The sequence below is a fragment of the Roseibium sp. JB4-4 genome (genome assembly GCF_055693425.1).
Genome location: NZ_CM146333.1, coordinates 1,489,142 through 1,508,953, shown reverse-complemented (window position 1 = coordinate 1,508,953; position 19,812 = coordinate 1,489,142). Strand labels below are relative to the sequence as shown.

The following is a 19,812-nucleotide window of genomic DNA, read 5'->3' as shown; positions in this document are numbered from 1 at the left end:
GGCCTTCCTAAAGTCGGGAATCCCCCATGACTGTTTTCGTCATCCGTCGGTTGATGCAGGCGTTCTTTGTCGTCTTTCTCATGTCCGTCATCGTTTTTTTCGGCGTGAATATCGTCGGCGACCCGGTCTATATGTTCGTCAGTCCCGATGCAGATCAGGCAGACATTGAAGCGGCAATTCGCCGATTGGGGCTCGACCGCCCTATTTGGGAGCAATACTTCCTATTTCTGAAAGGCGCAGCTCAGGGCAATCTCGGAGACTCATTCGTCTTCGGTGAGCCAGCCCTGAAACTGATTCTTCATCACATGCCGGCAACGTTGGAACTGGCATTCAGTGCGCTGTTTCTATCCATCGTAATCGGCATTCCGTTGGGACTTTTCTCCGGGCTCTATCCGGACAACCCGGTGTCAAAAGGCGTCATGGCCGGATCCATTCTCGGCTTTTCCCTACCGACCTTCTGGGTTGGTCTGATGCTCATACTCTTGTTTGCGGTCGAACTTGGATGGCTGCCGTCAACGGGCCGCGGTGACACGGCATCAATCTTCGGAATTCAGACGAGCCTGGCCACATGGGACGGGATCCGGCACATCTTCCTGCCGGCTCTCAATCTGTCGCTCTTGAAGATTTCCCTGGCAATTCGGCTGACGCGCGCCGGGGTCCGCGAGGCGATGGGCCAGGACTACGTCAAATATGCCCGCGCCAAGGGCGTTTCGACCAGTCGCATTATTTTTGTGCATGTCATGAAAAACATCATGATCCCGGTGGTGACCGTGATGGGGCTGGAATTCGGCAGTCTGATCGGGTTCTCGGTTGTGACGGAGACGATTTTCGCCTGGCCAGGCATGGGCAAGTTGCTGATTGACGCAATCCTGCAGCTCGATCGCCCTGTGGTCGTGGCCTATTTGATGATCATGGTTCTGTTCTTTGTCTTGATCAATCTGGTCGTCGACATTCTCTATTCCATTCTGGACCCGAGGGTCCGCCTACAGGATCAGGGTGCATGACCGATACAACGATCCAGACTTCAGGACAGGTTGCGGCCAAAGTCGAAACGCCGTTTCAGCGGTTCAGGGCCGAGTTCTTCGAAAGCCGCATTGCGGCTACGGCGTTCGTAGTCCTGATGGTCATTATTCTGCTTGCGGTGCTGGCGCCCTGGATAACACCTCAAAACCCCTATGACCTGGGACAGGTCGATGTCATGGACGGCCGATTGCCGCCAGGGTCTGAAGCCTTTGCCGGTTATACCATGTGGCTTGGGTCGGATGGCGCGGGAAGAGATCTCTATTCGGCGATCCTTTACGGCTTGCGGATCTCGATCTCGGTTGGTTTGGCTTCAGGCGTTATCGCTCTTTTCATTGGCATGGTCGTTGGACTGATTGCGGCCTATTCAGGTGGCCGGACGGAAGCGGTCATCATGAGGGTGGTGGATTTGCAACTGTCCTTCCCCGCGTCCCTTGTTGCCCTGATGCTGGTTGCCGCGCTCGGCAAAGGCGTCGACAAGATCATCCTCGCGCTCGTGGTTGCACAATGGGCCTATTATGCCCGGACCGTCCGTGCGACAGCACTTGTGGAACGCGGCAAGGAATATGTGGAAGCGGCGCAATGCCTTGGCCTTTCCAGGGTGCGCGTTGTTTTCAGGCACATATTGCCCAATTGCCTTGCTCCGCTGATCGTGGTTGGCACGGTGCAGACCGCGCATGCCGTATCTCTTGAAGCCACCCTGTCTTTCCTTGGCGTTGGACTGCCGCAAACCGAGCCATCGCTTGGCGTTCTGATCGCCAATGGCTTTGAGTACATGCTGTCGGGTCGGTATTGGATTTCAGTCTTTCCCGGCATCGCACTGCTTTTAACCGTTGCATCGATCAACCTTGTCGGCGACCAGTTGCGCGACGTTCTCAATCCGAGGATGAAGAAATGACTGCTGTCCTGGAAGTGAGCGGTCTAAAGACGCATTTCTTCACCCATGCCGGTGTCGTCAAGGCCGTCGATGGGGTCGATTTTTCGGTGAACAAAGGCGAGGTCATGGGGCTCGTTGGCGAATCGGGCTCTGGCAAATCGATAACAGGTTTTTCCATCATCGGCCTGATTGACCAGCCTGGCCGGATCGTCGAAGGCGCCATCAGGTTCAATGGCGACGACATTGCCGGGGCTCCCGAGGAAACACTCAAATCCATACGCGGGAATCGGATTTCGATGATCTTTCAGGATCCGATGATGACGCTCAACCCGGTACTGCGCATCGATACGCAAATGATGGAAGCGATCCTGGCGCATGAAGCTATGCCGAAAAGGCAAGCCTGGGAACGTTGCCGCGACGCGCTGGGACTGGTCGGTATTCCGTCGCCGGAGGAGCGTCTCCGGGCCTATCCGCATCAACTGTCAGGCGGCATGCGCCAACGTGTGTCTATCGCCATTGCCTTCTTGAACAAGCCGGATCTGATCATCGCCGATGAACCGACCACAGCACTCGACGTGACCATTCAGGCACAGATTATCTATGAGGCCCAGAAACTGACGAAACAAACCGGGACGGCAATGATCTGGATTACGCACGACCTTGCTGTTGTGGCCGGTCTCGCCGACAGGATTTCGGTCATGTATGCCGGCAAGATTGTCGAGCAGGGAGAGACTGACGACGTTATCGACCGGCCGCTTCACCCCTATACAGTTGGCTTGCTTGGATCGGTCCCAACTGCGAACAACCGGGGGGAACGCTTGTTCCAGATCGAGGGTATGACCCCGAATATGCTGGCGCTTCCAAAAGGATGCGCCTTTTCACCCCGTTGCGGGTTCGCCAGCGAAGCCTGTCAGGTGCCGCCTCCGGTAGAGCAGGTGGCAAGCCGTGAGCTGCGCTGTTACCATCCCCAATCACAGGTAGCCGCAGAATGACGGCCCCGCTGGTAGAGATCAAAGACGTCTCCAAACGCTTCGCAAAGCGGCTCGACGTTGCCGGAAAGATCGCGCAAAAACTCGGTGCCGACATTCACGAGGAAGTCGTTCACGCCGTGGACGAGGTCAATCTTGAGATCCGTGAAGGAGAGGTCCTGGGACTGGTCGGGGAATCCGGCTGCGGCAAATCCACCCTTGGCCGTGTCGTAGCCGGCATTCACGCACCAAGTGGCGGACAGCTTCTCTTTCAGGGCAACGATGTCGCAACCATGTCGAGTGCCGACAAACGGGCGGCGACGCTTGCCGTTCAGATGATCTTTCAGGACCCGTTTGCCAGCCTGAACCCGAGAATGCGCGTTGAGGATATCATTGGCGAAGCGCCAAGGGTCCACGGCATTGTCTCCCGTGCCGAAGCGTCTGACTATGTTGACGATATCATGCGGAAAGTGGGGCTCGATCCCTCCTTGAAAAAGCGCTACGCCCACCAGTTTTCCGGCGGGCAGCGACAGCGCATCGGTATCGCCAGGGCGCTTGCAGTCAAACCAAAATTTCTCGTGTGTGACGAGGCGATCGCCGCGCTGGATGTTTCCATCCAGGCTCAGGTGATCAACCTTTTCATGGATCTGCGCGAAGAGTTCGGACTGACTTATCTGTTCATCAGTCACGACCTTAGCGTCGTTGAGCATATCGCCGACCGTGTTGCCATCATGTATCTTGGCCGGATCGTGGAAAGCGCTTCAACGGAAGACATTTTCAGCGCACCCAAGCACCCCTATACGCGGGCGCTTCTTGCCGAAGCTCCGCGCCTGGATCAGCGCAAACGCGACTTCGCTCCGATTGAAGGTGAAATTCCATCTCCACTGGCGCCGCCGGACGGATGCTATTTCAACCCTCGTTGTCCGCACGCGAAGGACCTTTGTCGCCAGGCGCAACCTGGTCTTGAGAGTTTCGGAAACGCGCGCTCGGTCGCCTGCCACTATTGGAAAGACACATGATCCCGGATACCGGAAGTCCGGGCCGTTTGTCCCGCAGCTGACCGAAGGCGGGCGAGCGAACATGTCCGCTTTGTTCGGCCGGTCAGACGGATGACGACAGAACTTATCGAATTGATGCTCGACCGCGTCATTGCGGCGGCACAGATCTATTGCCAAGTCTTGGAGGAAAACATGAAAAACACTGATCGGGTCTGGGATTTGGTGGATGCACGCCGTGAAGACTATATCGGCCTGTCAGACCGCGTTTTCGACCTCCCTGAGATCGCCTATACCGAATTCAAATCGGTCGTCGAACACAAGAAAATGCTTGAAAAGGAAGGCTTCCGGATCAGAGAAGGCCTCGCCGGAATACCGACCGCGATTGTCGGTGAAGCGGGCGAAGAAGGTCCGGTGATCGCCATTCTTGGGGAATTCGATGCTCTTCCCGAGCTTGGACAGGTCGCAGGGGTTGCCGAGCATGAGCCGATCCAAGCAGGTGGTCCGGGTCATGGCTGTGGGCACAATCTTCTGGGATCGGCCGCACTCATGGCAGCCTCCGCCGTCAAGGACTACCTTGCAGAACGCGGCCTCAAGGGTCGCGTCCGATATTATGGCTGTCCGGCCGAAGAGGGAGGTGCCGCCAAGACCTTCATGGTGCGTGAAGGCATTTTCGACGACGTGGATGCCGCAATTTCCTGGCACCCGGCAACCTTCACGGCGGTCAACGAAGCGCGCTCTCTCGCCAACACCCGGATCGATTTTACCTTCCACGGACGCGCGGCGCATGCCGCCGGAGCGCCGGAACTTGGCCGCAGCGCACTTGATGCGATCGAGTTGATGAATGTCGGCGTCAATTATATGCGCGAGCACATGCCTGATGATGCCAGGGTGCACTACGCCTATCTGGATGCCGGCGGCATTGCACCCAATGTCGTACAATCCAAGGCAACCGTGCGCCAACTTGTCCGGGCGCGCAATCTGAAGGAACTGCGCGGTCTGATAGAGCGTGTGCGCAAAATCGGGGAAGGTGCCGCGCTGATGACCGAAACACGGGTTGAAACCAGTGTGGTCAGCGGCGTCTCGAACCTCATGGGCAACCGTCCGCTAGAAGAGACCATGCAACGCAATATGGAACGGCTCGGTGCACCGGACTTCGACGACAGCGATCGGGAGTTTGCCGAAAAGATCCGTGCGACACTCAGCGAGGACAATATCACCGTCTCCTTCCGCCGGATTGGAGCGGAAGTCGACCCGGATCTGTCGCTTTGCGATTTTATTGCTCCGCTCGACCGGCAAAGCGAAGGCGGGGAGGGCTCAACCGACGTCGGCGATGTCAGTTGGGCGGTCCCGACGGTTCAGGCACGTGTCGCAACCTGTGCCGTTGGAACCCCGTTCCACACCTGGCAATTGACCGCGCAAGGCAAGGCACCGGCGGCACACAAGGGCATGACGCAAGCTGCAAAGATCATGGCCGGAACCGCAATCGACCTGTTTGAAGACACCCAGGTTCTTCAAAACGCAATCGAAGCTCACAAGAACACTCTGGAGCAAGACCCTTATGTCTGCCCGATCCCTGATGACGTCTCGCCGCCACTGAAGGCGATGAGCAACCAGTAACCTTTGGTGATTGCAATAGGAACTCATCGAGCCGTGCCGTTGCGTTTCGAGGCTCCACCCGTGTCGGGAACTATTTAGCTGTGTACGGACTTTGACGTTGCTGCAAAACGGTCAAAGCGATCGTCTGCTTGTTTTCCATTTAAGGTGTTTGGAGGATGCTTTTGGGACGATAAGTGCTAAACATTGCGCGACGCAGGGGGCGGGAGATGCATCGTGATAGACCACGTACTCTTTGGTGTGACTGACTTCGACCGGTCGGTGGAGTTCTATGATCAGGCATTCGCGCCGCTTGGGGTGAAGCGGTTGTTTGAAGTGCCGTTGGAACACACAGGCGGAGTGAAGGTCGCTGGTTACGGCGATGACAGACCCTGGTTCTGGCTTGCAGAAGAGAACGCGACAAGAGGAATGCTTCACATAGCGTTAGGGTCGATTAACCGTGCGGGTGTTGACGGGTTTTACGCCGCGGCGCTTCGGGCCGGAGGTACGGACAATGGTGCGCCTGGATTGAGGCCCCATTACCATAATGACTATTATGGAGCTTTTGTTCTCGATCCTGACGGGCACAATATCGAGGCCGTTTGTCATCTCCCGGAAGCACCCTAGCGGCCGAGGGCTGCCGATCTTCCAAAATAACATCCAACGATTGGCATGGATTGTGACCGGATACGAGAAGGATGCGAATTCTTCCACTCGGCTCACGGCGGTCAGTCGGCAGAGCCCATGTGCTGCCCAAAGCGAATATTGTACCCATTCAAATCGACTGCGTTGAATTCGCGCATGCCCCAGGGATAGATTTCCGGAGCGCGGGTAATTTCCACCTGATTGGCCATTGCCCGGTCGTAAACAACATCCAGGTCATTCACGTCAAAATAGAGCCAGTTCGCACCGAGCTGAGGCTCACCTTGCCAGAAGTGCACGCAGGCTGCGTCAAGCAGAATAGCACCGTGCGTTGGCGGCTCTCCCCAGACGAACCTGATGGAAAAGCCGAGATGGTCGACATACCAGTTACACGTGTCCAAAACACTCGGCACGGCAAGTGTCGGGTAAACGGCTGAGCATCGAAATGACTTTGACATAGGCACCTTCATAAGCAGTACTTTTGACGTCTTCGTCAAAACGGACATCAAGAGGGCGAGGCGACGTGACCAACCAGGTTGCCATTCAGTGTATATCGCGTTTCAACAGCCCAGCCATATTCGGCCAGCGTATTCTGCACGCTCTCACGGCTTAAGAACTTGCCGGTCGATGTCTTGTTGCATGTAACGATCATGACCCTTTGATGTTGGTCAGGGCCTTTGCCGAGCCAATTTCTCAGTTCTTGAACAGACGAGACCTTGACGCGTTTTAGATTTGGAATGTGCATGTCCTGCCGTGCATTAAGCTGATTGCCTTCAAAGTCTAGGCCAGAACATTGACGCCTCATAGAGGCAATTCCTCAAATGCATCGGAAAAACGCTTCGCGCCAAAAGCGTCGACCGCATCGAAGAGATGTAAAGCAAGCTTTACAATTGGTTGCGATACGTTTATGTAAAGGAGGCTTTCCATTTCTTTGGAGTACTCAACATGACGACGGAACTCGCAACGTCCCGCTTTTTTAAGATCTTTATCCCCGCGATGATCGTCTACATTGCCGGATCGGCTGGGATCCGGTGGTCCACAGACAGCGGCACTCTTCCTGCCTATGCGCTCTACGCACTGGTCCTGATCCCGATAGTGGCAATTTTCGTAGCTTTTTGGGCGCAATGGCGATTTGCGATGGAACTCGACGAGTTTCTTCGCCTGATACAAATCAAGGGCACCCTCGTTGGAATAGCCTGCGTGATGATGATCGCATCGGGATGGGGCCAGATGGAAAGATTGGCCGACGTCCCGAGACTGCCGGTGTTCTGGCTGTTGCCGATCTTTTGGGCAGCACAAGGATTGGCAACCACGCTGATATCGAAACGTGAAGGCGTTTTTTAATGAAAAACCGCCTGAAGGCGCTGCGGGCTGAACGAGGCTGGTCCCAGGCAGTCCTTGGGGAATACCTGAGTGTTTCCCGGCAAACGATAAACGCCATCGAGGCGGGGCGCTATGATCCGTCGCTGCCTCTGGCATTCAAGATTGCTCGCCTGTTTGAAAGGAGAATTGAAGACATCTTTGAAGCAGACGAATGACCGGTCACCCGGATCTGAAGCCGGAAGTCTTCAGTCTTGACGGGAACCCCGGGCAGAACTTGAACCTCGCTTGGACGTCGAACTCAACAAGGCACCGGCAATGGCCAAAAGCGCCCCTACAATGGTGTTGAGGGTGACATTGCCAAGTCCGAATGTCGCCAACAGGCCCATGGCGACAAGTGGGGTCAGAAAGGCGAAGCTGGAGATTGCCGCTGCCGAGCCCGATCGCGTGGCTTTGTCCCACAGCATATTTGCGACCGTAAACGGGCCGATCCCCATGAAAATGATCGCGAGCCATTCCGGGTTGGACGGCCAGTAGGCAGGTTCGAGGATGAAATGTGCGCAGAGTGCGGCAAGCCCGGCAAGCCCGAGCGATGGACCGACGACATTTGTTTCGACCCTGGCAATGGAGCGGCCGACAGAATACACCGCGAAAGTCATCGCTCCACAGACACCAAGCAGAACCCCAACGCCATCAAGATTTCCTGCCATCTGAGGATAGAGGGCGACGGCCACGCCCAGAAACCCGCAGGCAATGCCAAGCGCCTGAAACAAAGAAGGCAAGCGTCGATGCAGCATGGATGCGAGCAGTACAAGAAAGACCGGCCAGAGATAGTGCACGACATTGGCCTCGGCCGGCCCGATCCTCGCTATCGCGGCAATGTAGAATGCGTTGTTGCCCATCAGCCCAAGGGAAACGAAAACCATCGTCCTCAACGGCAAGGACAGAAAGGTGCGGGAAGCACCCTTTCGAGCAGCCAGCGAAAGAGAGAACAGAAAGCCGATCAGCGCTGATGCGCCCAGGGTCAGAAATGGAGGCGCAGGACCGACCGCTGTTGCAAGTGCTGGCCAACTCGCCCACAAAACAACGGCTCCGGCGACAAGACCCATTGTTTTTGCTTTCGGGCCACCTGAAGTACCGGACAGCCTCGTTCCGCCAAACCGCTCCCACCACCGAATGTGAACGATAGCGGGTTGTCCTGTGGGAGTGGTCACTAACAGGGTCATTCAGGCCCAATCCTTACCTTCAAAATTTTCGGTTTGCCCGCGAAAGTGGATGATCAGCTTACTTTGAAAGAATGTCGAACAGATTGTTCAGATCCGTACGCAGGTCCTCCTGGTCCTCCAGGCCAACATTGATCCGCAGAAAGATGCGCTGATGCTCTGCTTGCTCGAACGTTCTTGCGTTTTTGACCGACATGGGAACGATCAGACTGCGCGTCCCGCCCCAGCTCGCGCCAATCGCCATGACTTTGAGCTGATCAAGCCCTTCATCCAGTCGGTGTTCCTGACGTTCATTCAGGACAACACTGAAAACTCCGCTCGCACCGGAAAAGTCTCGTTTCCAAAGCGCGTGCTGCGGAAAATCCGGGAGTGCAGGATGCAGCACCTTTTCAACGTCAAGACGGGAAGCCAGCTCTTCAGCAAGGCTCAGCGCGACTTTTCCCACATGCGCAAGCCGCACGGACATTGTCTCAATACCCCGCAAGGCAAGCGACACCTCATCGGGTGAGACGCCGATGCCGAGCATTCTCATGGTGTCGCGCAGCTTTTTGCGCAGCTCCAGATTGTTGACGCAAATGGACCCGAGCAGAATGTCTGAATGCCCGCCCACATATTTGGACAGCGCCTGCATGGAAAAGTCGATGCCGAGATCCAACGGCTTCAAAAGCAACGGGGTTGACCAGGTATTGTCGGCTCCCGTCAGAATTCCATGCTTCTTGCCAAGGGCGGCAATCATCCGCAAGTCCTGCAGTTCCATGGTTGTCGACCCGGGCGATTCCGCCCAGATCAGTTTGACTGAGGGATCGATCAGATCTTCCATCCCTTCGCCATCGGGCCGATAGATCTTGTGGTGAATGCCGCGTGGTTCCAGATAGTTGACGCTGAAATCCAGAACGGGTGGGTAAACGTTGTCGGGAACAAGAACCGTATCTCCCGGGTGCAGAACGCTTAAGAAGACGATCGTTGCCCCGGCCTGGCCAGAAGGCACGATGACGGATCGAAGGCCGTTCTCCAATTTAGTGATCTGCGCTTCGAGCGTGCGCGTCGTTGGTGTTCCGTACAAGCTATATAAATAGCTGTCGAGATCTCTCTGTGAACGCGTTGTATAGGCTTGGGCATTTTCAAACACGATTGTGGATGCGCGGTAGGTCGGCACCGCCAGACTTGTAAATTCCGAAAGGTCAACGGAGGGATGGATCGTGCAGTTTGTCGCGTCGCGCATGTGAACTCCTCTGAAGTTTTTCCAACTACAGCAAAATCCAGACTGGCAAACAATTAATAGTTCGGCATAGTTCTATGCACAAAACTTATATCAAGTGAGTGCAGATCATGAAGTTCAGGCAGCTTGAAGCCTTTCACACCCTGATGATCTCGGGTTCGACAGTCCGTGCTGCCGAACTCATGCAGATCACGCAACCGGCTGTCAGCAGAAGCATTGCTGAACTGGAAGCGTCTCTCGGTTTCATACTTTTTGACCGGGTGCGCGGGCGCATGGTGCCAACCACAGAAGGACAGTTGTTCTTTCGCGAGGTATCAGAAAGTTTCAAAGGCATGGACCGATTGCGCTCTGCAGCGGCCGCAATCCGGGACTTCGGTTCTGGGCACCTGAAAATTGCCTCGCTTTCCGCCCTCGGCGCGGAAGTGGTGCCAAAGGCAATTCAGGATTTCAGAAAGAGCAATCCGCGCGTCAGGATAACGCTCCAGATCTTGCCTTCAGCCCAGGTGCGCAATCAGGTCGTCGATGGAAACTTTGACATTGGCCTTGCCGCCGATGAGATTGACCGCTCAGGCGTCGATACGACCCATTTCGGCGGCTATTCCGGTGTCATCGCGATGTCCTCCCACCATCCACTGGCCACGCGAGACAGTCTTGGACCAAAGGATCTGGTCGGCCAGCCGATGATCGGCCTTGCCCCGGAAGATCGCGCACGCCACAGGTTTGACGCCATTTTGTCCGAGGCAGGCGTGTCACCGGAATATGTGGTGGAGACACCTTCCTCAACGACGACATGTGCCTTGGCGCTTGCCGGGGACGCAGTTGGACTGGTCAATCCGCTTGTCGTGGAAGGTTTTGTTGCAAGAGGGCTGGTAATTCGCCCGTTTGCCCCTGCGGTAAACTTTCGCTCGTTCCTCTTGTTTCGTCCGGACATACAAAGGTCGAAACTGGTCAGAGCCTTCACCAAGTGCCTGTATGACTTGAGAAATTCGATTGTCTGATACCAGGATCATGCAGGACGGAAACGCGTTTGGCGCGGTTGAAATGCAACTGGTTTGCATGACTGACTTTGCTCACTGTGCATCAGACCGCAAACCCAAGGCAGCGTCGCAAGCGCCTGTGTGTTCGGCAACTGCCTCTGAAAACCTGTCCTTCCACTGCCGGCTTTCAGCCAACTCAAACGACAGTTCGGTCAGAGTATTTGCAAGCCACAGACAGGGCGAAAATGAATTCAGTTCGCTTAGTCTGGGCGGTGTGGCGCTGGTTGCTGCCAACGTGTCGGCTGACCATTTCGATTGAAACTTCAAACTGGCGTCAAGCAGTACAAGAATGCCCGCGCGATAGGTGTCTCTTTGTTGATTTGGCGGCGCGCCACTTGCCTGGGCAATCATCCCGGCAACGACCGCGTTTTTTGCATGAAGATCCCCGGCAGCTTCCAGCGCTTCCTGAAGGCTTAGCGTTTCTGCAGCGTTAGAGAGCGAAATTGGAAAAAGAAGAAAAACCACGGAAAGAACAAGCTTCATGATCGTTGCCCAAGTTCGAAATCGGCCCAAGTATGCAACTGCAACGGAACGAAGTCGATGATTGCGATCGTGAATTCGAGCTCAAATAGTCTCAACTTTCTTCCGGTTTCATCTTTCCAAAAAGCCTGTTCTGCAAAGAAGCTGAATACCAAAGTAGATCAACGCTGTGGAAGAAAGAAAAATGGTCGGAGTGAGAGGATTCGAACCTCCGACCCCCTCGTCCCGAACGAGGTGCGCTACCAGGCTGCGCTACACTCCGACACTTGATTGGATCGCACAAGACAAGATCCATCGGGAACAGCGTGGCAAGGGCCCGCTGCGTGGGAGGTCATTTAGCAAAGCTGACTTGTTCCCGCAAGAAAATTGCTGAAGCGGGCAGTTTTTTTTTGGTTTTCGATACAAATTCAGAACGTTAGGTCAAAACACCGGGATTTCACTGCAATAGGTAGCATCGAGAAATCCCGGGAAATACAGCCCTATGATGCGCTTCCCGATATGCTCTGTCTTGTCCGGTCAATTCATGTGCAAAGCCTTCTGGGGAAAACCACTTCAAACAGCTCAAAGATTGAGCCCGGCAAGGCTTGCGCTTCAGAACCGGCCCCGCTATACACCTCTCCCACGGCCTTGGGGTGTAGCCAAGCGGTAAGGCAGCGGTTTTTGGTACCGCCATGCGCTGGTTCGAATCCAGCCACCCCAGCCAACTTTCTCTTTTACAATTTAAAGCCTTTCAACTCGCCTCATCAGGCCTCAGTTGCCTCCTGTTGCAGCGCCTGATCGCATCAGTCATGAATTGCCGCGTTGCCGCAAAAGCTGTCGCGATTTGCTGCGTTGCAGAAGTAAAAAACGTTAACACGGCTAAGATTTTGTAGTTAAAATAGAAAAATTACTCAAGATCGGACTTATTCACAAATTGTCAACGGAGTTATTCCGTAGATGTTGAAAAGTAAATATCTCAGTGGACAGCAAGTAAATATTTGGTCACTATCATAACAACTACTGAGCCAGACAGGTTCCGCCCTGGTAAGCGGGTCGCCAAACTGGGTAATCAGTAGCCCATGCCCAGGTTGACTGGGGGTTTTCCTTAGGGATGACTTACCAGAAGGTTTTGGGAAACCGCATGGGATGCGCTTTCAGCGGCCACGTGACGCAGTTGGCGCTCCGGCAAACCGGTAACGGCGGGCTATCCGTGTAACCGGCGTGGGTTCGAAATCCGCCAGATTTCGTACACACGGGCTGAAAGGCTTCTGGAAGGAAGCTGGAAAGTCTGGAGACCAGGATCGATTTGGCATCGCGTTTCCTCGGAAATGTAGCCGAAACGAGCGTCTTGCTCCAAACAGGGGGTGCTGGTGCAAACCGGCACCCTTTTTGTTTCGGCTGATGTCAGGATGCCTGTCCACGAAATCTCTGTTTCTCATGGTTTTTCCGCACGCATCACCTGTAGAATGAACCGGTGAAGTTCCCGTGCCTGCAAGCCACATGTGCAATCACATCATGATCGCAATGCCTGCTTTATGGCGCGGCGGAGACAAGCCTCACCTGCTGGTACGATCTCGGCGCGTTGGTCTGACTGTCGCACGACGTACAATGCTACAGGCACTTTGCGTGGAGATCTGAGTTCACCGCCGCGCCGCAAAGGCGTGCGTCATTTCCTTGCCCGCCAGACCGAAGAACAGCAACAAGAAGGAAAGTTGCTACTGGACGCCGCCTCCTTGCCCGTTCCAAACTGGCAAAAAACAACTGGGAGGATTTCATGCGGCGGAAGGTTGTATCTGCGTCGGATGCCGCTGCCCTGGTGAAGGACGGCGACACCATCACCACATCCGGTTTTGTCGGTATTGGCGTTCCCGACGAGCTGCTTGCGGCAATCGAAGCAAGATTTCTGGCGCATGGCACTCCCAGAAACCTGTCGTTGTTTTTTGCTGCCGGCCAGGGAGACGGAAAGAACAGGGGCTTAAACAGGCTCGGTCATGATGGCCTTTTGAAAAAGGTGGTCGGAGGCCACTGGGGCTTGATCCCGAAAGTAGCCGAGCTTGCTGTCTCGGGTAAAATTCAGGGCTGGAATCTGCCTCAGGGTTGCATCAGCCAGCTCTATCGGGACGCTGCAGCAGGCAAACCGGGCATGTTGTCCAAAGTCGGGCTCGAGACATTCGTCGACCCGCGCAATGGCGGCGGCGCCATCAATGACATGTCCACCGAACCGCAAATTGACCTGATGCAAGTGGATGGTGAAGAGTATCTGTTCTACCCGGCTCCGAAGCTCACCGTTGCCCTGCTGCGTGGCACGACGGCGGATGAAGCCGGCAATGTCACCATGGAACGCGAAGCCCTGGTGATCGACAATCTGGCGCAGGCCATGGCGGTCAAGAATGCAGGCGGTGTGGTGATTGTTCAGGTGGAACGTCTTGCACGCGGGCGCAGTCTTCAGGCGCGCGACGTCCAGATACCCGGTATCCTGGTTGATGCCGTGGTGGTGGCGAAGCCCGAAAACCATATGCAGACCTACAAGACCGATTTTTCCCACGCCTTTACCAACCGCATTCGTCCTCCGGCCGGTGAGATACCGGCGATGCCGCTTGGCCCACGCAAGATCATTGCTAGGCGCTGTGCGTTTGAACTTCCCGTCAACGGCGTCATAAACCTGGGCATCGGAATGCCGGAAGGCGTGGCCGCGGTCGCCGCAGAAGAAGGCATGTTGAACCATGTTACCTTGACTGCCGAGCCCGGGGTTGTTGGAGGTCAACCGGCTTCCGGTCTCGATTTCGGTGCTGCCGTGGATGTCGACGCGGTCATTCCTCAGAACGTGCAGTTTGACTTTTATGATGGCGGCGGACTGGACATGGCCTGTCTTGGACTTGCCCAGGCCGATGCACTTGGCAACGTCAATGTTTCCCGCTTCGGACCGCGCTTGGCGGGGGCAGGTGGGTTCATCAATATCAGTCAGAACGCGAAGTCGCTTGTCTTTGCGGGAACCTTCACGGCCAAAGGTTTGCAGATCAGGCTGACGGCTGGCCGGTTGGAGGTCGTGAATGAAGGAGCGTCGCGGAAATTCTTGGGCGATGTGGAACAAGTTACATTTTCAGGGCGACGGGCAGCGCGCCTCGGGCAGCCGGTGCTCTATGTAACGGAGCGCTGCGTTTTCAAGCTGAGCGAAGAAGGGCTCGTCTTGACCGAGGTCGCACCAGGTATCGATGTCGATCGTGACATTCTGGAGCGAATGGGGTTCCGGCCGATCATCGGTGAACTCCAGGAGATGGATGCACGTCTCTTTGCTGAAGGGCCAATGGATCTGAGGCGCGAATTGTTGCATCTCGATCTGCCTGAACGCATCGCCCTCGATCCTTCTCACGACAGGCTTTTCATCAACTTCGAAAAAATGCGTATTCGCACACGAACCGAAGTGGAGCAGGTCCGCGATCAGGTGGAGCGGGTCTGTGGTCCCTTGGGCGAGCGTGTCGATGTGATTGTAAACTATGATGGTTTTCATCTGGATGATGACATTGCCAACGACTATGCGGAAATGGTCGCCGATCTTGAAAGCCGCTTTTACAGCACCGTGACCCGGTATTCCGGTTCGGCCTTCATGCGTCTGAAGCTCGGCGAGACCCTGAAAGGGGCTGCTCACATCTACGAAACACGGGAATCGGCACAAGCCTTCCTGGACAGTCAGGAATAGCTGCCCGAGGGGCTTCAATCCCGCCGGCATTTCAGCAGGGCATGGTGTTACCGGCAATTCTTATTGTAGTGACCGTGGTCTCATTTGAATTGGGAGCCGCTGACAGTTCGACGCAAGGAGAAAAGCAGCAAAAAGCCCCTTCAGTGGATCTGAAGGAGCTTTCAGGTCAGTTGACCTCAAATGCTTCTAGCGACGTTTGCCGAAGGAGGGTTTTCCGCTGGCCGAACCGGGTCGCGGGCGGCTCAGAGGTTCGCCCGGCTTGACCGGGCGTCTGTCGTCAGCCTTGCGCCGATCGAAAAAGCCACCGGTGTTGTCGACATATGGGTCGTCGTCTTTCGTCAATGCTTCTTCGGACGTCTTCAGCGACTGTGCCCGCATTTGTGCCACTTGCCGCTTCTCACCGACAAACATGACACCGCAGCGCAAGCCCTCTTCCCAACGGCGCTCGCAGCTGACTTCATAGTCTTCAAGATCGATGTAGAGCTCGAAGTGCTTTGGAAGCATGTAGGCCTGCTCAAATTCCAGCAGTGCGCCACCCTGGGATATGTTGCGCACGATGCAAGGAATGGAACGCAGACCGTTTTGGAATACCATTTTGCCCTTTTTGTACACACGTGCACGACGGGCGCGCGGAACGATTTCCGTGGCTTCTTCCGACTCTGCCTGCAGTGAGGGACCGGTGTCCGACATGGCGACTAACTTCTCCAATAACTCGGGGTTTTTACCACCTTTGCCCTGTGAGTTTAGCCAAAAGCCCTTGCCAAGAAGTGAATCTGATCGTTGAAAGACACCCACTGCCGGGAAGGTTTTCTTGAGCGGAGGAACAAAACCGCATAAGTCGGGGCGAGACAGTTTCACGTGTTTTCCATTCTGCCGGTTTCGTGGAACACCATTCCTTGAATTGATACACATTGTTCCTTTTATTTACGTCCACGCTCATGAAGCGGGATAAGCGCAAAGTTCGGGCAGAACAGCGCTTGAAGAGGTGTTGATGACGGAAGAAAAGATATCCTTATTGACTCAGCTTGCCGTGCAGGCTGGTGAGGAGATCCTGAAAGTTTATGCTGAGCCGTTCGACGTTGAAAAAAGTCGGATGGATCGCCAGTTACCGTGGCTGACGCGGCTGCCGAGAAAGTCATTCTGGCTGGATTGGCACAGGTTTTTCCTGAAATTCCCGTGGTTGCGGAAGAATCTGTCGAGGCTGGAATACTGCCGGTTGTCGAGGGACGGTACTTTCTGGTGGACCCGCTTGACGGTACCAAGGAGTTCCTGAAAAGGAACGGAGAATTCACGGTCAACATTGCCCTTATCGAGGACGGCAACCCGGTGTTCGGTGTTGTTTCCGCACCGGCGCTAGGTGAAATCTTTTGGGGTGGCTCGATAGCTGCAAACCAACACAAGAGCGCTTTCAAGGGTCGGATTGAGACCGGAAAAATCGTGGACGTTGAACCGATCTCGGTGCGGACGCCGCCTCAGTCGGGCCTGAGTGTCCTGGCCAGCCGGTCGCATATGTCGGAAGAAACGGCTTCCTTGATCAGCCGTTTGGGCGTTGCAGAAAAACTGTCTGTGGGATCGTCCCTGAAACTGTGTTGGCTTGCTGCCGGCCAGGCAGATTTTTATCCACGCATGGCACCGACGATGCAATGGGACATTGCAGCCGGTGATGCTGTCCTGCGTGCTGCAGGTGGTGCGCTGGTCTATGCTGAAACAGGCAAGGACTTCACCTACCAGGTGCCAACTCAGGCGATTAAAGACGATTTGCTTAATCCTCATTTTCTCGCCGTCGGCTGCCGTTCCGTATTGGCCGATCTAGCCTTGTCAGACTGACCTCAGCCGAGTGGACGAAACAAAGTGTTTGGTCGCCAGCGACCACAATGGAAAAGTGAACATGAACATGCAATCTCAGGGCGTCACACCCGAGCGCCTCAGCAATTTGAAGCGACTGGAAGCAGAAAGCATTCACATCATCCGTGAAGTGGCTGCGGAGTTTTCCAATCCTGTGATGCTCTATTCCATCGGCAAGGATTCCGGTGTGATGCTGCATCTGGCGATGAAAGCGTTTTATCCGGCCAAGCCACCGTTTCCGCTGCTGCATGTGGACACCACATGGAAGTTCCGTGACATGATCACATTCCGGGATGAGACGGCCAAGCGGCTAGGGCTGGATCTGATCGTTCACACCAACCCGGAGGGATTGCAGAAGAACATCAACCCGTTCGATCACGGGTCTTCGGTCCATACCAACATCATGAAGACAGAGGCGCTCAAACAGGCCTTGAACCAGTATGGCTTCGATGCCGCCTTTGGCGGAGCGCGTCGTGACGAGGAAAAATCTCGCGCCAAGGAAAGGGTGTTCTCCTTCCGAAATTCCAACCATGGCTGGGACCCGAAGAACCAGCGTCCCGAACTGTGGAACCTCTATAATGCGCGTGTTGCCAAAGGAGAGAGCATCCGCGCGTTCCCGCTGTCAAACTGGACCGAGCTGGATATCTGGCAGTACATCCTGACGGAGAACATTCCGATGGTGCCGCTTTATTTTGCCGCCACACGTCCTGTCGTTGAGCGGGACGGAATGCTGATCATGGTCGATGATGATCGGATGAAGATTTTGCCTGGCGAAGTCATCGAAGAAAAGAGCGTCCGCTTCCGCACCCTTGGCTGTTACCCGCTGACCGGTGCAATTGAATCAGATGCCGAAACTCTGCCGGCCATTGTCCGCGAAATGCTGATTGCCCGTACGTCTGAGCGTCAGGGACGTTTGATCGACAAGGACGAAAGCGCGTCGATGGAGAAAAAGAAGCGGGAAGGATATTTCTAAGATGACGACTCTCGACGTACAGGAAGCTACTGAAACAGCTGTCACGGACTATATCCTTGCCCAGGAAAGCAAGGACCAGCTTCGGTTTTTGACGTGCGGCTCCGTCGATGACGGCAAATCCACCTTGATCGGCCGTTTGCTCTACGACACCAAGCTGATCTTCGAGGATCAACTTGCGGCCCTTGAAAGGGATTCAAAAAGCACGGCACGGTTGGTGAGGACATTGATCTTGCCCTGCTTGTCGATGGGCTTGAGGCCGAGCGTGAGCAAGGCATCACCATCGATGTCGCCTATCGCTTCTTTGCGACGGAAAAGCGAAAGTTCATTGTCGCCGATACGCCGGGCCACGAACAATACACGCGCAACATGGCGACCGGAGCCTCCACAGCGGATCTCGCCGTTCTTCTGGTAGATGCGCGCAACGGCCTGATGGTGCAAACACGCCGACATGCATTCATCGCTTCGCTCTTGGGGATCCGGCACGTGGTGCTGGCAGTCAACAAGATCGATCTCGTGGGGTATTCGCAGGATCGTTTCGAGGAAATCCGCAAGGAATTCGAGACATTCGCAAACGGTTTCGACTTCGAGACGCTACAAGCGATCCCGATGTCCGCGCGCTACGGTGACAACGTCACCTTGAAGAGCGAGAAGATGGCTTGGTACTCCGGCCCGCATCTTCTGGAGCATCTGGAGACGATTGAAGTTGGCGAAGACACCCTTGAGGCCCCGTTCCGGTTCCCGGTGCAATGGGTGAACAGGCCCAATCTCGATTTCCGGGGCTATTCCGGTACGGTGGCCAGTGGCCGCGTGGCGGTTGGCGAAGAACTGGTGGTTGCCGGCCCAGCAACCGCGTCGAAGGTTCAGAGCATCATTGGTGCCGGAGGGGAAGTCAGCGAAGCGCGAGCAGGTGAAGCGGTCACAATCACGCTCGAAGATGAAATTGACATTTCCAGAGGCGATCTTTTGTCCTCTGCCGCGCACCGGCCAGACGTTGCCGACCAGTTTGCGGCGCATGTCATCTGGATGTCGGATGAGCCGCTGTTGCCTGGGCGTCCATACCTGTTGAAGCTTGGTACACGAACAGTCACGGCGACCGTTTCGGAGATCAAGCACAAGATCAATGTCAACACGTTTGAGCATATCGCCGGCAAAACGCTTGAGTTGAACGAGATCGCCTTTTGTAATTTCGCGCTGTCTTCGGCTGTCCCGTTTGATCCATATGAGGCAAACCGCTCCACAGGATCGTTCATTTTGATCGACCGCATGTCCAATGCGACCGTCGGTGCCGGCTTGATCTGGTTTGCATTGCGCCGCGCCAGCAACATTCACTGGCAGGCTCTGGATGTCGACAAAAGCGCGCGGTCGGAAAAACTCGGCCAGAAACCTGCGGTGCTCTGGTTTACGGGTCTTTCCGGTTCTGGCAAGTCGACCATCGCCTCGATTGTTGAAAAGAAACTGCATATCGATGGACGCCATACCTATACGCTCGATGGCGACAACGTTCGACATGGTCTCAACAAGGACCTGGGCTTTACCGACGTTGACCGCGTGGAAAACATTCGCCGGGTCGGGGAAGTCGCCAAACTCTTTACAGACGCCGGTCTGATCACGCTGGTTTCGTTCATCTCGCCATTCAGATCGGAGCGCCGGCTGGCACGCGATCTGATGGGCGAGGGCGAATTTATCGAGGTGTTCGTCGATACGCCGATCGAGGAGTGCCGCAAGCGCGACCCGAAAGGACTTTACGCCAAGGCAGACCGCGGAGAGATCAAGAACTTCACCGGCATCGACAGTCCTTATGAAGCACCGGAAAATCCGGAACTACATATTCGAAACGTCGGGCGTGATCCTGAGGAAGTTGCAGAAGATATCATCGAATACCTGCGCAACCATGGCTTCCTGTCCATTGCAGGGACCCATGGAGACGGGATTTAAATCTTT

At 55.3% G+C, this 19,812-nt stretch carries 18 protein-coding genes, 2 tRNA genes and 1 pseudogene; 14 read left to right on the top strand and 7 right to left on the bottom strand.

Features of this window, described 5'->3' with window-relative positions; all coding sequences use genetic code 11:
- Window positions 1–26 precede the first annotated feature (26 nt).
- From ACZ1HV_RS07005 to ACZ1HV_RS06980, 6 genes are all read left to right on the top strand, one after another.
- Window positions 27–1,004 (top strand): ABC transporter permease, encoded by a 978-nt coding sequence (locus ACZ1HV_RS07005; RefSeq protein WP_298815815.1) that lies wholly within the window; start codon window positions 27–29, stop codon window positions 1,002–1,004.
- Window positions 1,001–1,918 (top strand): ABC transporter permease, encoded by a 918-nt coding sequence (locus ACZ1HV_RS07000; protein WP_298815817.1) that lies wholly within the window; start codon window positions 1,001–1,003, stop codon window positions 1,916–1,918. The genes ACZ1HV_RS07005 and ACZ1HV_RS07000 overlap by 4 nt, the downstream gene beginning before the upstream one ends.
- Window positions 1,915–2,889, top strand: a complete 975-nt coding sequence (locus tag ACZ1HV_RS06995) for an ABC transporter ATP-binding protein (protein WP_298958463.1) — start codon at window positions 1,915–1,917, stop codon at window positions 2,887–2,889. Before ACZ1HV_RS07000 ends, ACZ1HV_RS06995 begins: the two co-directional genes overlap by 4 nt.
- On the top strand, window positions 2,886–3,884 hold the full coding sequence (locus ACZ1HV_RS06990; protein WP_472717691.1) for an ABC transporter ATP-binding protein: 999 nt from the start codon (window positions 2,886–2,888) through the stop codon (window positions 3,882–3,884). The genes ACZ1HV_RS06995 and ACZ1HV_RS06990 overlap by 4 nt, the downstream gene beginning before the upstream one ends.
- A 171-nt stretch (window positions 3,885–4,055) precedes the next feature.
- On the top strand, window positions 4,056–5,480 hold the full coding sequence (locus ACZ1HV_RS06985; protein WP_472718411.1) for a M20 family metallopeptidase: 1,425 nt from the start codon (window positions 4,056–4,058) through the stop codon (window positions 5,478–5,480).
- A gap of 213 nt (window positions 5,481–5,693) precedes the next feature.
- Window positions 5,694–6,083, top strand: a complete 390-nt coding sequence (locus tag ACZ1HV_RS06980; protein ID WP_472717690.1) for a VOC family protein — start codon at window positions 5,694–5,696, stop codon at window positions 6,081–6,083.
- A 101-nt stretch (window positions 6,084–6,184) separates the two neighbouring features.
- On the opposite strand, the gene ACZ1HV_RS06975 is transcribed toward ACZ1HV_RS06980, so the two are convergent.
- A complete protein-coding gene (locus ACZ1HV_RS06975) occupies window positions 6,185–6,556 on the bottom strand; it encodes a VOC family protein (RefSeq protein WP_298983226.1) in 372 nt (123 codons plus the stop codon).
- A 47-nt stretch (window positions 6,557–6,603) separates the two neighbouring features.
- Window positions 6,604–6,903, bottom strand: a complete 300-nt coding sequence (locus ACZ1HV_RS06970; protein ID WP_472717689.1) for a hypothetical protein — start codon at window positions 6,901–6,903, stop codon at window positions 6,604–6,606.
- Between the two features lie 140 nt (window positions 6,904–7,043).
- Here ACZ1HV_RS06970 and ACZ1HV_RS06965 point away from each other — a divergent pair, with 140 nt between their 5' ends.
- On the top strand, window positions 7,044–7,442 hold the full coding sequence (locus tag ACZ1HV_RS06965) for a hypothetical protein (RefSeq protein ID WP_298815829.1): 399 nt from the start codon (window positions 7,044–7,046) through the stop codon (window positions 7,440–7,442).
- Window positions 7,442–7,636, top strand: coding sequence for a helix-turn-helix transcriptional regulator (locus tag ACZ1HV_RS06960; protein WP_298815831.1), 195 nt, complete (start codon window positions 7,442–7,444; stop codon window positions 7,634–7,636). Before ACZ1HV_RS06965 ends, ACZ1HV_RS06960 begins: the two co-directional genes overlap by 1 nt.
- A gap of 30 nt (window positions 7,637–7,666) precedes the next feature.
- Here the strand turns inward: ACZ1HV_RS06960 and ACZ1HV_RS06955 are convergent, their stop codons facing one another.
- Both ACZ1HV_RS06955 and ACZ1HV_RS06950 read right to left on the bottom strand, forming a co-directional pair.
- Window positions 7,667–8,644 carry a DMT family transporter gene (locus tag ACZ1HV_RS06955; protein ID WP_472717688.1) on the bottom strand — a complete coding sequence of 326 codons (978 nt, stop codon included), beginning with the start codon at window positions 8,642–8,644 and terminating at the stop codon, window positions 7,667–7,669.
- Window positions 8,645–8,702: 58 nt separating this feature from the next.
- Entirely contained in the window at window positions 8,703–9,863 is a 1,161-nt protein-coding gene (locus ACZ1HV_RS06950) for a trans-sulfuration enzyme family protein (RefSeq protein WP_472717687.1), read from the bottom strand.
- Window positions 9,864–9,970: 107 nt separating this feature from the next.
- On the opposite strand from ACZ1HV_RS06950, the gene ACZ1HV_RS06945 reads away from it, so the two are divergent.
- The gene (locus tag ACZ1HV_RS06945) at window positions 9,971–10,858 is read left to right on the top strand and encodes a LysR substrate-binding domain-containing protein (RefSeq protein WP_298958451.1); all 888 of its coding nucleotides are present in this window, start codon (window positions 9,971–9,973) and stop codon (window positions 10,856–10,858) included.
- A gap of 72 nt (window positions 10,859–10,930) precedes the next feature.
- Here ACZ1HV_RS06945 and ACZ1HV_RS06940 read toward each other — a convergent pair whose 3' ends face one another.
- The gene (locus tag ACZ1HV_RS06940) at window positions 10,931–11,380 is read right to left on the bottom strand and encodes a hypothetical protein (RefSeq protein WP_472717686.1); all 450 of its coding nucleotides are present in this window, start codon (window positions 11,378–11,380) and stop codon (window positions 10,931–10,933) included.
- Between the two features lie 182 nt (window positions 11,381–11,562).
- Window positions 11,563–11,639, bottom strand: a tRNA-Pro gene (locus ACZ1HV_RS06935).
- Between the two features lie 366 nt (window positions 11,640–12,005).
- Between ACZ1HV_RS06935 and ACZ1HV_RS06930 the strand changes: the two genes are divergently transcribed.
- Window positions 12,006–12,080 (top strand) — tRNA-Gln (locus ACZ1HV_RS06930).
- A gap of 1,050 nt (window positions 12,081–13,130) precedes the next feature.
- Window positions 13,131–15,053 carry an acyl CoA:acetate/3-ketoacid CoA transferase gene (locus ACZ1HV_RS06925; RefSeq protein WP_472717685.1) on the top strand — a complete coding sequence of 641 codons (1,923 nt, stop codon included), beginning with the start codon at window positions 13,131–13,133 and terminating at the stop codon, window positions 15,051–15,053.
- Between the two features lie 186 nt (window positions 15,054–15,239).
- Here the strand turns inward: ACZ1HV_RS06925 and ACZ1HV_RS06920 are convergent, their stop codons facing one another.
- The gene (locus ACZ1HV_RS06920; protein WP_298815842.1) at window positions 15,240–15,743 is read right to left on the bottom strand and encodes a PilZ domain-containing protein; all 504 of its coding nucleotides are present in this window, start codon (window positions 15,741–15,743) and stop codon (window positions 15,240–15,242) included.
- A 420-nt stretch (window positions 15,744–16,163) separates the two neighbouring features.
- Between ACZ1HV_RS06920 and ACZ1HV_RS06915 the strand changes: the two genes are divergently transcribed.
- From ACZ1HV_RS06915 to cysN, 3 genes and pseudogenes are all read left to right on the top strand, one after another.
- On the top strand, window positions 16,164–16,880 hold the full coding sequence (locus ACZ1HV_RS06915; protein ID WP_472717684.1) for a 3'(2'),5'-bisphosphate nucleotidase CysQ family protein: 717 nt from the start codon (window positions 16,164–16,166) through the stop codon (window positions 16,878–16,880).
- Window positions 16,881–16,941: 61 nt separating this feature from the next.
- Window positions 16,942–17,871 (top strand): sulfate adenylyltransferase subunit CysD, encoded by a 930-nt coding sequence (cysD, locus tag ACZ1HV_RS06910; RefSeq protein ID WP_472717683.1) that lies wholly within the window; start codon window positions 16,942–16,944, stop codon window positions 17,869–17,871.
- A 1-nt stretch (window position 17,872) separates the two neighbouring features.
- Window positions 17,873–19,806, top strand: a pseudogene (cysN, locus tag ACZ1HV_RS06905) (sulfate adenylyltransferase subunit CysN).
- Window positions 19,807–19,812: the final 6 nt, after the last annotated feature.

Coding starts and splice junctions, on each gene's coding strand:
- ACZ1HV_RS07005 (WP_298815815.1), top strand. CDS start 27: ATGACTGTTTTCGTCATCCGTCGGTTGATGCAGGCGTTCTTTGTCGTC.
- ACZ1HV_RS07000 (WP_298815817.1), top strand. CDS start 1,001: ATGACCGATACAACGATCCAGACTTCAGGACAGGTTGCGGCCAAAGTC.
- ACZ1HV_RS06995 (WP_298958463.1), top strand. CDS start 1,915: ATGACTGCTGTCCTGGAAGTGAGCGGTCTAAAGACGCATTTCTTCACC.
- ACZ1HV_RS06990 (WP_472717691.1), top strand. CDS start 2,886: ATGACGGCCCCGCTGGTAGAGATCAAAGACGTCTCCAAACGCTTCGCA.
- ACZ1HV_RS06985 (WP_472718411.1), top strand. CDS start 4,056: ATGAAAAACACTGATCGGGTCTGGGATTTGGTGGATGCACGCCGTGAA.
- ACZ1HV_RS06975 (WP_298983226.1), bottom strand. CDS start 6,556: ATGTCAAAGTCATTTCGATGCTCAGCCGTTTACCCGACACTTGCCGTG.
- ACZ1HV_RS06970 (WP_472717689.1), bottom strand. CDS start 6,903: ATGAGGCGTCAATGTTCTGGCCTAGACTTTGAAGGCAATCAGCTTAAT.
- ACZ1HV_RS06965 (WP_298815829.1), top strand. CDS start 7,044: ATGACGACGGAACTCGCAACGTCCCGCTTTTTTAAGATCTTTATCCCC.
- ACZ1HV_RS06960 (WP_298815831.1), top strand. CDS start 7,442: ATGAAAAACCGCCTGAAGGCGCTGCGGGCTGAACGAGGCTGGTCCCAG.
- ACZ1HV_RS06955 (WP_472717688.1), bottom strand. CDS start 8,644: ATGACCCTGTTAGTGACCACTCCCACAGGACAACCCGCTATCGTTCAC.
- ACZ1HV_RS06950 (WP_472717687.1), bottom strand. CDS start 9,863: ATGCGCGACGCGACAAACTGCACGATCCATCCCTCCGTTGACCTTTCG.
- ACZ1HV_RS06945 (WP_298958451.1), top strand. CDS start 9,971: ATGAAGTTCAGGCAGCTTGAAGCCTTTCACACCCTGATGATCTCGGGT.
- ACZ1HV_RS06940 (WP_472717686.1), bottom strand. CDS start 11,380: ATGAAGCTTGTTCTTTCCGTGGTTTTTCTTCTTTTTCCAATTTCGCTC.
- ACZ1HV_RS06925 (WP_472717685.1), top strand. CDS start 13,131: ATGCGGCGGAAGGTTGTATCTGCGTCGGATGCCGCTGCCCTGGTGAAG.
- ACZ1HV_RS06920 (WP_298815842.1), bottom strand. CDS start 15,743: ATGTCGGACACCGGTCCCTCACTGCAGGCAGAGTCGGAAGAAGCCACG.
- cysD (WP_472717683.1), top strand. CDS start 16,942: ATGAACATGCAATCTCAGGGCGTCACACCCGAGCGCCTCAGCAATTTG.